Annotated in this window: 12 protein-coding genes; 6 read left to right on the top strand and 6 right to left on the bottom strand. The window is 54.3% G+C overall.

What is annotated here, in order from left to right:
• Positions 1 to 78: 78 nt before the first annotated feature.
• Entirely contained in the window at positions 79 to 1,263 is a 1,185-nt protein-coding gene (manA, locus tag JOE09_RS02595; protein WP_105595506.1) for a mannose-6-phosphate isomerase, read from the bottom strand.
• A gap of 234 nt (positions 1,264 to 1,497) precedes the next feature.
• Between manA and fumC the strand changes: the two genes are divergently transcribed.
• Positions 1,498 to 2,895 (top strand): class II fumarate hydratase, encoded by a 1,398-nt coding sequence (gene fumC / locus JOE09_RS02590; RefSeq protein WP_105595505.1) that lies wholly within the window; start codon positions 1,498 to 1,500, stop codon positions 2,893 to 2,895.
• 76 nt (positions 2,896 to 2,971) lie between these two features.
• Here fumC and tus read toward each other — a convergent pair whose 3' ends face one another.
• Positions 2,972 to 3,901 carry a DNA replication terminus site-binding protein gene (gene tus, locus JOE09_RS02585; protein WP_205064682.1) on the bottom strand — a complete coding sequence of 310 codons (930 nt, stop codon included), beginning with the start codon at positions 3,899 to 3,901 and terminating at the stop codon, positions 2,972 to 2,974.
• Positions 3,902 to 4,099: 198 nt separating this feature from the next.
• Positions 4,100 to 5,353, bottom strand: coding sequence for an MFS transporter (locus tag JOE09_RS02580; protein WP_205064681.1), 1,254 nt, complete (start codon positions 5,351 to 5,353; stop codon positions 4,100 to 4,102).
• Between the two features lie 104 nt (positions 5,354 to 5,457).
• Between JOE09_RS02580 and JOE09_RS02575 the strand changes: the two genes are divergently transcribed.
• From JOE09_RS02575 to JOE09_RS02560, 4 genes are all read left to right on the top strand, one after another.
• Positions 5,458 to 6,348 (top strand): LysR family transcriptional regulator, encoded by an 891-nt coding sequence (locus JOE09_RS02575; protein ID WP_205064680.1) that lies wholly within the window; start codon positions 5,458 to 5,460, stop codon positions 6,346 to 6,348.
• Positions 6,349 to 6,490: 142 nt separating this feature from the next.
• Positions 6,491 to 7,708, top strand: a complete 1,218-nt coding sequence (gene mlc, locus JOE09_RS02570; protein ID WP_205064679.1) for a sugar metabolism global transcriptional regulator Mlc — start codon at positions 6,491 to 6,493, stop codon at positions 7,706 to 7,708.
• 119 nt (positions 7,709 to 7,827) lie between these two features.
• Positions 7,828 to 8,493, top strand: coding sequence for a dethiobiotin synthase (gene bioD / locus JOE09_RS02565; RefSeq protein ID WP_105595500.1), 666 nt, complete (start codon positions 7,828 to 7,830; stop codon positions 8,491 to 8,493).
• A gap of 252 nt (positions 8,494 to 8,745) precedes the next feature.
• Complete coding sequence (locus JOE09_RS02560; RefSeq protein WP_205064678.1) at positions 8,746 to 10,200, top strand: MDR family MFS transporter; 1,455 nt, start codon at positions 8,746 to 8,748, stop codon at positions 10,198 to 10,200.
• Between the two features lie 48 nt (positions 10,201 to 10,248).
• Here JOE09_RS02560 and JOE09_RS02555 read toward each other — a convergent pair whose 3' ends face one another.
• Entirely contained in the window at positions 10,249 to 10,548 is a 300-nt protein-coding gene (locus tag JOE09_RS02555; RefSeq protein ID WP_420830600.1) for a DUF1161 domain-containing protein, read from the bottom strand.
• A 145-nt stretch (positions 10,549 to 10,693) separates the two neighbouring features.
• Positions 10,694 to 11,041, bottom strand: a complete 348-nt coding sequence (locus tag JOE09_RS02550; RefSeq protein ID WP_105595497.1) for a DUF1283 family protein — start codon at positions 11,039 to 11,041, stop codon at positions 10,694 to 10,696.
• A gap of 135 nt (positions 11,042 to 11,176) precedes the next feature.
• Here JOE09_RS02550 and JOE09_RS02545 point away from each other — a divergent pair, with 135 nt between their 5' ends.
• A complete protein-coding gene (locus JOE09_RS02545; RefSeq protein WP_105595496.1) occupies positions 11,177 to 11,506 on the top strand; it encodes a YnfA family protein in 330 nt (109 codons plus the stop codon).
• A 48-nt stretch (positions 11,507 to 11,554) separates the two neighbouring features.
• Here JOE09_RS02545 and ydfG read toward each other — a convergent pair whose 3' ends face one another.
• Positions 11,555 to 12,301, bottom strand: a complete 747-nt coding sequence (gene ydfG, locus JOE09_RS02540; protein WP_200544760.1) for a bifunctional NADP-dependent 3-hydroxy acid dehydrogenase/3-hydroxypropionate dehydrogenase YdfG — start codon at positions 12,299 to 12,301, stop codon at positions 11,555 to 11,557.
• Positions 12,302 to 12,614: the final 313 nt, after the last annotated feature.

The raw sequence follows: 12,614 nt of genomic DNA, 5'->3' as shown, positions 1-12,614 counted from the left end.
CATAATGGCGAATAAAAAACGCCTTACGGCGTTTTTGTGGAATAACTTCAATAATATTAGCAATTATGGCTGGATACGTCAGCCGCAATTAGCCAGATCGTTAAATGCCCGCGCAACGCGACCGCTTCCACTCAGGGTAATCGGCGATTCACTGGCGGCAATAAACGCTGACTCGCCCGGCTTCAGCGTCAGCTGCTGTTTGCCGTTGTCCAGTACCGCTTCGCCTTCGATGCAGAAAATAATGGCCGCGCTCTGCTGCTCAACGCTCAGCGGTTCTGCGCTAAGGGTGTGGATGGCGAAAGCAAAATCTTCTACCGGAATGGGGAAGGTTTGCGTATTTCCCTGCTGAACCGGCACCGTCAGCAGCGTATCCGCAGGCTTTTCGACAAACTTCAGGTTGGCCAGCAGCTCGGGAATATCGATGTATTTCGGCGTTAAACCGGCACGAAGAACGTTATCGGAGTTAGCCATAATCTCCAGCGCTACGCCGTTCAGATAGGCGTGCGGCGTTTCAGCGAACAGGAACATCGCCTGGCCCGGCTGCAGTTCAATCACGTTCAACAGCAGCGGGGAAAACAATCCGCTATCGTCGGGATACACTTCCGCGATGCTGCTGATGGTCTGCCACGGTTCGCCCGCGTTGGCGTTTAATTGCTCACGCAGAATATCCAGCGCCCGCGCCTTAACTTCGCCTTCCATCGACAGCAGGCTGGCAAACAGGTCGGACAGATTAGCGGCGTCCGGTGCGTGGATAAATTTCTCAATTGCCGGGTGCGCCGCAGATACGGGTAGCAGCAGGGCGGCAATCTCCTTCAGCGGACGGAAGCCGTTGATCGCCTGGAATGGGGTCAGCGCATAAACCAGTTCGGGCTTGTGGTTGTCATCTTTATAGTTGCGGTTAGCAGCATCGATCGGGATACCCGCCGCGTTTTCGCGGGCAAAGCCTTCAACTGCGGCGGATTTGCTTGGGTGAACCTGGATAGACAGCGGCTGGTCGGCGCACAGCACCTTAAACAGGAAAGGCAGCTCATTAAAACGCCTGGTGACGGCTTCACCCAGCAGGCCGGTTTTATCCTCGGCGATGACATCGCGCAGCGAACGCGGGGCATTATCAACGATAATCTGTGAAGAACTCTTCGGATGGGCACCCATCCACAGCTCCGCCATCGGCTGCTGCGATGGGTTTTCGATACCGTACAGCTCCGTCAGCGCCGTTTTACTTCCCCAGGCATAATTTTGCAGCGAATTGATTAATTTTTGCATGATGTTTCCCTGTTAAACCCTGTTCAGGTAGCTAATTGCCGATAGTAATACCCAAAGAATACCCTGGAAGACAATCCGAAAAATCCTCTTTAAAACAATCGGAGTGCAATAAACGCGAATGAGTCGCATAATGTTAAATAGTTGTATGTAAATATATGGCCCGCAGTTACTGGCCACCGGTTACTCAAAACGGGCCATTTAAAATCATATGTTTGTGCTAAAGGAGAGAGAGGAATGGCAGCCCACCGCATTGAAAAAGACTCAATGGGACCTATCGAAGTACCGGCTGATAAACTTTGGGGCGCGCAGACCCAACGTTCACTGGAACACTTTCGCATTTCAACGGAAAAAATGCCTGTCGAGCTGGTCTATGCTCTGGCGCTGACCAAGCGCGCCGCAGCCAAGGTAAACAGCGATCTCGGCCTGCTGCCGGGTGAACGTGCTGGCGCTATCATCAGCGCGGCGGATGAAGTGCTCGCCGACAAGCACACGGCTGAATTCCCCCTCGCCATTTGGCAGACCGGTTCCGGTACGCAAACCAATATGAACATGAACGAAGTGCTCGCCAACCGCGCCAGTGAAATTCTTGGCGGTGAGCGCGGCATGTCTCGTCTGGTGCACCCGAACGATGATGTCAATAAGAGTCAAAGCTCTAACGACGTCTTCCCGACGGCGATGCATGTGGCGGCGGTTGTGGCGGTGCAGGAACATCTGCTGCCGCAGCTGAAAGTGCTGCAAAAGACGCTGAATGATAAGGCTGAAGCCTATAAAGACATCGTCAAAATTGGTCGTACGCATTTGCAGGATGCCACGCCGCTGACGCTGGGCCAGGAAATTTCAGGCTGGGTTGCCATGCTGGCACACAGCCTGAAGCATATCGAACAGAGTATCCCTCATGTGGCCGAGCTGGCTCTGGGCGGCACTGCCGTGGGCACCGGCCTGAATACCCACCCGGAATACGCGGTTCGCGTGGCGAAAGAACTGGCCGATTTAACTAAACAGCCGTTTGTGACTGCGCCAAACAAATTTGAATCGCTGGCAACCTGTGATGCGCTGGTACACGCGCACGGTGCGCTGAAGGGTCTGGCGGCTTCCCTGATGAAGATTGCTAACGACGTGCGCTGGCTCTCTTCCGGCCCGCGCTGTGGTATCGGCGAGATCGCTATTCCTGAAAACGAGCCGGGCAGTTCAATCATGCCGGGCAAAGTGAACCCGACCCAGTGTGAAGCGCTGACTATGCTGTGTTGCCAGGTGATGGGCAACGATGTGGCGCTGAATATCGGCGGCGCGTCCGGTAACTTCGAGCTGAACGTTTACCGCCCAATGGTGATCCATAACTTCCTGCAGTCGGTACGCCTGCTGGCAGACGGCATGGACAGCTTTAATCACCACTGCGCGGTCGGTATCGAGCCGAACCGTGACCGCATTACCCAGCTGCTGAATGAGTCGCTGATGCTGGTTACCGCATTAAATACTCATATTGGCTACGATAAAGCGGCTGAAATCGCCAAGAAAGCACATAAAGAAGGGCTGACGCTGAAAGGCTCGGCGCTGAAACTGGGCTATCTGACCGAGGAAGAGTTCGATGCCTGGGTGCGTCCGGAAGAGATGGTTGGCAGTATGAAAGTCTGATCCTTCCTGTACTACCTGAAGACTAAGCCAGGCTGATGCCTGGCTTTTTTTTTGTGCTTCTATCTGCTTAAGGGCATCAGGCAAGCCGATCGGTATACAGATGCAGCCGTGGGATCAGCATAAACAGCGGCTGCGCCAGCGGTTTGTGGCGGTGATTCACGTTATCCGCGTCGTAGTTAAGCAATTCGCCCAGCACCGGCACGCTGGCCGTATCCTTACACAGCACGATTAAAGGCGAAGGGCAGGCCAGCTGGGTCTGCTTCTGGCTGCTGCTGTTCCAGACTCTGGCGATCGGCTGCACCTTGACCGGCCGTTTTATCTTCAGGCGCGCGCTATCGGGCAGGGATTTGATCGATTCTATCTCCTGTGCCACTTTTTCCGCCCACTGCTCGCGGCTCCACGGTGCCTGCGCCCGGCCGGCATTGTGGCTTTTTTGCAGTTTCTCCAGTATTTCGTCGCGGCTGACGTTTTTAATAATATGCTTGTTGGCCCAGCCGAATCGCACCGAATCAGGATTATCCAGCAGCACCAGCGAGCGATAGGCGTTGAGGGTAATCAATCCGCGCTGGTGGGTATGAACGAATTCGAATCGCTCTTCGCTCGGCAGCCCGGACTCGACGGTAATGATCTGCTCCAGCTGCTTTTTTAGCGTGTTTATTCGTTCAACCTGCTGCTGGAAAAGGAGAGACTGCTCTTTGTCGACCTGCAGGCAGATAGCGCCGGGCAGGCGAACGGCCGATTTGGTACTGATTTTTTCCGACTGGTGCTGCATGAATAGCCGTGAAAAATGCGCCAGAGCAAGTTGTAATGCGGACTGGCCCACGCGTTGCTCAACGCTAATCTGCGTAAGCGGGTCACTCTCTTTGCCTTTCTCAACAGCAGGCAATTCAAATACCCTGGCCGCCAGCAGCCGCAGGGAAAGGATGTGCTGTTGCAGGAGGTCGAGTTCAGACTCCAGCTCAGCGACGCAGTGGTGCAACCGATCTACGGCATGATAAAGGCTCATTCCATTCCCCATTAGTTACAACATACTAATGATGATAATGATTACTGGTGCTCAATTCAACATCAGTGTGCGTTTTATTCAGGCAGAGAGGGGCAAGGTAAATAACGTTTAGCGTTGATTGGTTAAGCAGTCTGTTCGCGCGATGTCCGGGGAAAAAACGGGCCACGCTGATTGCATTGGCCCGAGAGGGTGAATAAATCAAAGCTTTTTAAGGTGCAGACGGCTACCTACCAGTATCGACAGCAGCAGCATTGCAGAAATAAAAGCGGTGATCCCGCTCCAGCCAAAACTATGCCAGAACACGCCACCTAACGTGCCCGCGACGCTGGAACCAAGGTAGTAGCTGAACAGATAAAGCGATGAGGCCTGGCCTTTGGCACGGCGTGCACGCATGCCAATCCATCCGCTGGCAACGGAGTGTGCCGCAAAGAATCCGGCGGTAAACAGCATCATGCCGGGCAAGATCAGCCAGACACTGCTGAATAATGTGATCAGCAGGCCGCTCATCATCACCAGCGTTGAAACTAACAGGACCGGTGACCGGCCATACTTCGCTGTCATCGCACCGGCTTTGGGTGAACTCCAGGAACCGGTGAGATACACAACGGATAGCAGACCAACAACCGCCTGGCTAAGTGAATAGGGGGGGGCCAACAGACGATAGCCAATGTAGTTAAACAGCGTGACGAAAGATCCCATCAGCAGAAAACCTTCGGCAAATAACAGCGGCAAACCGCTGTCGCGCCAGTGAAGGCGGAAGTTAATGGCCAGACTGCGTGGTTTTAGCGACGCCGGGCGAAAATGGCGTGAGTCGGGCAGAATTTTCCAGAACATAACGGCGGAAGCCAGCGCAAAACAGCCGATGATGGCAACCGCCACGCGCCAGCTGCTGTAATCAGTGATCACACCGCTTAACAGACGGCCGCTCATGCCGCCGATGGAATTACCGCTGATGTAGAGGCCCATCGAAAAAGCGACAACCGCCGGGTTCATCTCTTCGCTCAAATAGGTCATCCCTACCGCTGCAACACCGCTTAATGACAGGCCGGTGAGCGCGCGCATCAGCAGAATGCCGTGCCAGCTGGTCATGGTGGACGAAAGCAGAGAGAAAATGGCCGCCAGCATCAGCGACGTGACCATCACTGATTTACGACCCAGCGCATCAGAGAGCGGGCCGGTAAACAGCATGCCCAGCGCGAGGAAACCGGTAGAAATGGAGAGCGAAATGCTGCTACTGGCAGGGCAAACGCCAAATTCATGCGACAGCACCGGCAGTATCGGTTGTACACAGTAGAGCAAGGCGAAGGTGGCCAGCCCGGCGGAAAACAGGGCCAGCGTAACGCGCATAAACTGCGGTGAGCCGCGATTAATATACGCACTGGCATTGGAATAATCAGACGGGATGCGGTTAACGGGCTCTTCAAGCGTAACGGCGTGGGTTGAGCGATTCACTTCAGGTTCCTTAGCGGGGATGGCTTAGTCTCTCCATGGAAAAGATAAGAAAAACCTATTATGATGTCTAATATATTAATAATCTCAAATGATATATTTAAAATATGAATATCGAGCTTCGTCATCTGCGTTACTTTATTGCCGTTGCTGAAGAACTGCACTTTGGCCGTGCGGCGCAGCGGCTGAATATCTCCCAGCCGCCGCTCAGTCAGCAGGTTCAGATCCTGGAGCAGGAAATCGGCGCACGTCTGTTTGCCAGAACCAACCGCAGCGTACGCCTGACGGCAGCCGGCCAGCAGTTTTTGCTGGATGCCCGCTTAATACTGCAAAACGTTGCTCAGGCCGCTGATAAAGCGGCGCGTTTGCATCGTGGTGATGAGGGTGAGCTGCGTATTGGTTTTACCTCTTCGGCCCCGTTTATCAGCGTGGTGTCCGATGCATTGTTCACCTTTCGTCAGCGTTTTCCCGCCGTTCACCTGCAAATGCAGGAGATCAACACGCGTCAGCAGCTGGCACCGCTGATCGATGGTCGGCTCGATCTGGGGGTGATGCGTAATACACCGTTACCGGAAACGCTGGATCATCAGCTGATCCTGGAAGAACCGATGTATGCGCTGGTTCATCGCGACCATCTGCTGGCCGGTAGACAGACCATCAGCGTTCGCGAACTGGCTAATGAGCCGTTTGTTTTTTTCGATCCCCAGGTCGGAACGGCCCTCTATACGGAAATTTTAACCCTGCTGCATCACTACCAGATTGAGCCGAATATTGCCCAGGAAGTGGGGGAAGCAATGACCATTATCGGGCTGGTTTCGACCGGGCTTGGTGTGTCCATTTTGCCTGCATCTTTCCGCCGCGTTCGGCTGGCGGATGTCGTCTGGATTCCTTTACAGGAAGCAGATGCGCTGTCACAGGTCTGGCTGGTTTGGTCGCGGCTGCGTGAACGACCAGCCGTCATGTCGGCCATGATGTCGCTGCTGCTGCCGGCGCATTAAATCGTGGAAAACATGAGCGCTCTTCTGCTGTTTATGTGCTGCAAATCACATATCGAATCAAATATTTGACCTTGTGTGCGAAGTGTTTCACCATGAGCAGTATGCTTTATTTTGAAGCGTGAAAATAAGCGGGAGCTGGGGTGTGATTGCGGACAATCAGCCTGGTCATATCGACCAGATTAAACAGACCAATGCCGGTGCGGTCTATCGGCTTATCGACCGGTTTGGCCCTATTTCGCGTATCGAACTGTCCAAAAAAGCGCAGCTGGCTCCAGCCAGTATTACCAAGATTGTTCGTGAAATGCTGGAAGCGCACCTGGTTAAAGAAACCGAATTCCAGGAACCCGGTAGCCGGGGGCGTCCCGCCGTTGGCCTGGTGCTGGACACGGAAGCCTGGCATTTTCTCGCCGTTCGTATTGGCAACGGCGATATGACTATCGCGCTGCGAGATCTCAGCAGCAAAATGGTAGTTGAACAGCAGTTTGCGCTGCCTCCCACCGATCCCGAGCCGCTTCTTCAGCGCATTATTCAGCTGATCGATCAATTCTTTGTGATCCACCAGAGCCGTCTGGAACGGCTGACGGCTATTGCTATTACCTTACCGGGTAGAGTTAACGGCCAGGCGGGTATCGTGCATCGCATGCCGTTTTATCAGGTCGATGACATGCCGCTGGGGCCGGAACTGGAGCTGCGAACCGGACTGCCGGTCTACATCCAGCACGATATCTGCGCCTGGACCATGGCTGAGTCACTGTTTGGAGCGTCGCGTGATGCCAGCGATGTTTTGCAGGTGGTGATCGATCATAACGTTGGTGCCGGGGTGATTACCGGCGGCAGACTGCTGCACGGCGGTGGCGCAACGCTCGTTGAGATAGGGCATACCCAGGTCGACCCCTGGGGCAAACTTTGCTACTGCGGCAATCACGGCTGTCTGGAAACCGTGGCCAGTACGGAAAGCATGCTCGAACTGGCCGCGCAGCGTATGCAGGCATCAATGAGCTCTTCGCTGCACAATCAGCCGCTTTCGATTGAAAACCTGTGTGATGCTGCACTGAGCGGCGATCAGCTGGCCTGCGACATTATCACCGGTGTCGGTGGCAGTATTGGACGTATTCTGGCCATTATGGTCAACCTGTTCCATCCGCAAAAAGTGTTGATAGGTTCGCCGCTCAATCGCGCACACCCGATTTTATTCCCGGCGATTAACGCCTGCATTCAGCAACAGTCGCTACCTGACTATGGCGCAACGCTGTCCGTGGAGCCGACCGAGTTCCTGAACCAGGGAACGATGCCCGGTGCGGCACTGGTGAAGGATGCGCTCTACAATGGCTCGCTGCTGATCAAATTACTGCAGGGATAACGAATCCACTAAATATTGCGCCAACGCAATCTTCACCGCCAGGCGCTGCCCTACAATTTTCGCTCCATTACTTCCCAAAAGTTTATCTGTGGGCCAGACATGGCCTGCTGGAGCCGTTTATGTATAAACGTTTATTTGTTACCGGAACCGATACTGAAGTCGGTAAAACGGTAGTGTCACGAGGGTTGCTGCAAACGCTTGCGGTGGGCGATAAGCATGCCGTTGGCTACAAGCCGGTAGCCAAAAGTAGTCAGCAAACCGAAGAGGGGCCGAGAAATAAAGATGCCCTGGTATTGCAGGCCTCTTCTTCACTTCAGCTGCCTTATCAGGCCATTAACCCGGTAACTCTGCTTGATGATGAAATCAGTACCAGCCTGCAGTCGTTTAGCTATGCCACATTAAGTAGCGGGCTGCATGCGCTGGATGAGCAGGCCGATCATATTGTCATTGAGGGAACCGGCGGCTGGCGTAGTCTGATGAGCGACAGGCGCCCGCTATCCGACTGGGTGGTGCAGGAACAGATGCCCGTCGTTCTGGTGGTTGGTATCAAACTGGGTTGTATCAGCCACGCTTTACTGACCGCACAGGCGATACTGAACGACGGGCTACCTTTGCTGGGCTGGGTGGCTAACCGAATTAATCCAGGCCTTGCGCACTACGCAGAAATTATCAACGTCTTACAGGATAAGATCCCCGCACCGCTGTTGGGTGAGCTTCCTTATTTACCACGTGCAGAAACCCGCGATTTGTCGCGCTATTTCGATCTCTCTCCCCTGAACTTATAAGCCAGATAACGTGGGCGAACCGCTTAAAGAGTTCGCCCCGGCTATACTCTTCTTTGAATCCATGCCGCAAAAAGCCATTGTTTTCGTTTACTATCCTGACGGGATGTTGTTTTAATTATCGTGATTTCGCGCGCTGAGCTAATCAAAACCCTGGAATTTATGTGACGTTGTCACCAGCTAAAGCGCACAATCCGAAAACTCCACGACAAGATTTGGTACACACTTAGCAGGGAAGCAACGAAAAGGAATCCCATGTCAGAAAATACAATTAACGCCGTAACCCGGCGTCACTGGGTGCTGATTGCCTGCATGCTGTCGATGTTTATGGCGGCCATTGAGGTCACCATTGTCGCCACAGCGATGCCCACGATCATTACTGAACTGGGTGGTTTTTCGCAGTTTGGCTGGGTTTTCTCTATTTATCTGCTTACCCAGGCGGTCACCGTACCCATCTATGGCCGCCTTGCCGATATGTGGGGCCGCAAACGCGTGTTTTTTATCGGTGCCGGACTGTTCCTGCTGGGCTCGATACTCTGCGGATTCGCCAGTAGCATGGGCTGGCTGATTCTTTTCCGCGCCTTCCAGGGGCTGGGGGCCGGGGCTATTATGCCGCTGACCTCAACGATTATCGCCGACGTTTATCCGCCAAAAGAGCGCGCAGGCGTGCAGGGCTGGCTTTCCAGCGTGTGGGGCGTAGCGGCGATTGTCGGGCCACTGACCGGTGCCTGGCTGGTACAGCACTTTAACTGGGCGCTGGTTTTCTGGGTTAACGTGCCAATTGGTATCATTTCGATGCTGCTGCTGGTGCGTTTCTTCCCGGAAAGCCGGGAAAAAACCGATCGGCGTATCAATTTCACCGGCAGCTGTTGGTTGATGCTGACCGTTACCGCGCTATTAACCGCACTGTTACAGGCCGAGTCGCTTGGCTACTGGACGCTGGTATTAAGCGCCGTTGCGCTGTTAGCCGGATGGGGACTGTTGCGCCACGAACGTTACTCGGGCGAGCCTCTGTTTCCCCTGGCTATCTGGCGCACCAGAACGCTGCTGGCGGGTAACGTAGGCAACCTGCTGATCGGTGCGGCGATGATGGGGATCAGTGCATTCCTTCCTACCTGGATTCAGGGCGTTAACGGCGGTACACCGCTGCAGGCAGGGAGTGCGCTGGCGATGATGTCAATTGGCTGGCCGCTGGCCAGTACGCTAAGCGGCAGGCTGATGCAGCACACCTCTTACCGATTTACCGCTCAGCTGGGTTCGCTGCTGCTGATAGCGGGAACGGCGATGCTACTGATTTTGCATCGCGAAAGCCCGGTATGGTATGCCGGATTATCCGCTTTCGTCATTGGTACGGGGATGGGGATGACCAGCACCACCTTCCTGATTGCGGTGCAGAATACGGCGCAGTTTGAGATCCGTGGGATTTGTACCGCTTCGGTGATGTTCAGCCGCATGTTAGGCTCTGCGCTGGGCACGGCGCTAATGGGGGCGGTGCTGAACTACAACTTGATGCTGCGCCTGCCGCAATATAGCGATCCGGTGCAGCAGGTGATGTCACCCGCCGGGCGCGAGCAGCTCAAACCCGCGAACCTTGATCTGATCCTGACGGAAATCGCGCACTCGCTGCACTGGGTGTTTGTGGTGTCACTGATTATTGCGTTTGGCAGCCTGCTGATGTCGCGACTGGTGCCGGTACAAAAACCCCATTAGGAAGGGACCGCTGACCAGGCATAATGCCTCAGGTCAGCGGTAAAGAGATTACTGTGCAGGTGTATCCTGGGAGGTTCCCGCACTGGCAGGAACACTGTTTTCGCTGTCGTTACCGTTGCGTTTATAGACGATTTTTTGCGTATCGCTCTCGCAGTGCCCGACAACCTGACCACCAGCCTGCTCGGCCTGATCGTTAGGGACGATATCCAGCGAGAAACCGGATTCTGGCACGCCGTTATTGATGATCTTCTGACTAATATCAGCCTTGACGCTTTCGCAAGATGCCTGAACGGCCAGCGGGCTGGCAACGAGCAGGGCGGTTAAAATCCACTTAGAACCTTTCATCATTTCATCCTTTTGCGTGAGAACAGCGGTAATTATAAGCCAAAAAATTGCCCACCAACGTGAAACGCTGTCAGCCCCATAGCGATGCACTTTTAATTATGGGGCGTTTCTTTCCACATTCCGTTGGCGAACAGAGAAGTGACCGGGCTTACGGTGCAACCGGGCGTCCGGTACGACGATCCAGGCAGCGCAGCGTATTAGGTTCCCAGTAGGCGTTCACATTCAGGCTTTTTTCGCAGCCGTCGCGGGTGTCAAAGGCGCGATCGACTTTATCGAACTCTTTCTCAACACGATTGTTCACTTTGCCACGCAGGCGATGAGTATCATCCCACTGTTCTTTCTCCTGACGAGCCTGTTCTTTACTCAACGAGTTATCGCCGTTTTCAATCACCAGACGGTCAGTGCGCGCCATTGCGCTGTGCTGCACGGAAAACAGTGCCGCCAGTAAAACCAGTGGTAGGGTGGTGCGGGTCAGACGTTGTTGTAGTGATTTCATCAAAGGTTTCCTTTCTTTACAGACGCGAAGCGGAGACAACTGCTGCGCAGATATTGCCAATAAGTATATCATCAGCGCCGAAGTGCTCACCAGCGACCCGGTGTGTTCATTGAGGATTCGGAGAGATTTACACGTATGTTGACCACCACGTTACTGTTTTTTGCCACCGCGCTGGCCGAAATCATTGGCTGTTTCTTGCCCTGGCTTTGGTTAAAAAAAGGCGGCTCCCCGTGGCTGCTGCTGCCCGCTGCGCTAAGTTTGATGATTTTCGTCTGGCTGTTAACCCTGCATCCGGAGGCGAGCGGGCGCGTCTATGCCGCCTACGGTGGCGTGTATGTTGTGACGGCGCTGGTCTGGCTGCGGGTGGTGGACGGCGTAAAGCTCAGCACATGGGACTGGGTTGGGGCCGCGGTGGCGTTCTGCGGAATGCTGATTATCGTGGCGGGATGGGGAAAAACCATTTAGCCGCTGACCTGCTCCCGCCTGAAGCGGGGGCAGGCAGCAGAGGGGAAATTACGACTTATGCACGCGTAAACCGGCCTGGCTTTGACCTACCGGCATCATTTCCAGCGCGTTAATGTTCACATGCGCTGGCAGCGTGGCGACCCACCAGACCGCTTCGGTCACGTCTTCCGGCGTCAGCGGTACAGCGCCGTCGTAAACGCCATCGGCACGGGCATCATCACCCTTAAAGCGCACGTTAGAAAACTCGGTGCCGCCCACCAGACCCGGCTCAATATCGGTCACGCGGAGTGCGGTGCCGTGCAGATCGGTACGCAGGTTGAAGCTGAACTGACGCACGAAGGCTTTAGTTGCACCATAAACGTTGCCGCCAGGATACGGCCAGCTACCGGCAATCGAACCCAGATTGATGATATGACCGATATTGCGTTCCACCATGCCTGGCAGGATGGCACGCGTCATGTACACCAGCCCTTTATTGTTGGTGTCGATCATATCTTCCCAGTCATCCAGGCTGGCGCGCTGCGCCGGTTCAATCCCCAGAGCCAGACCGGCGTTGTTGACCAGAACGTCAATGTTGCGCCATTCGGCGGGCAGGCTGGCAATCGCCTCATCGATGCCTGCGCGGTCGCGCACGTCAAGCTTCAGCGTATAGACATTCTCACCCAGCTCTTCCTTCAGTGCATCCAGGCGTTCCTGACGGCGGCCGGTTGCAATCACCTGATGACCCTGCGCGATAAAACGACGGGTAATGCTCTGACCAAAACCAGCGGTCGCGCCGGTAACAAATACGATCATCTCACTGTTCCTCAATACAAAATTGGGCGTCATAACCCGGAAATTTCCACCATGCAGCGCCGATCACCATACCATCTCAGGGCAGATGTGATAAGAAGCGAATGGTTATGATTAATAAGAAAATGTCGCACCAGCATGGTGCGAAAGTGACGGACTCTGCGTTATTTCGGTGCCGGGGAACAGACGAATAATGTCCGGTAGAGGAGCGTATTTATTATTAATGCCAGGCAACCGTTTGCGCATTAAATAGCAAACGGTTGCCTGCCGTTTTTATCATTCCAAAATATGATGCCTGCCAGAATTTAATTTATCC

Source organism: Pantoea coffeiphila (assembly GCF_016909495.1).
Taxonomy (GTDB): domain Bacteria; phylum Pseudomonadota; class Gammaproteobacteria; order Enterobacterales; family Enterobacteriaceae; genus Erwinia; species Erwinia coffeiphila.
This window is presented reverse-complemented; position numbering and strand designations above follow the sequence as displayed.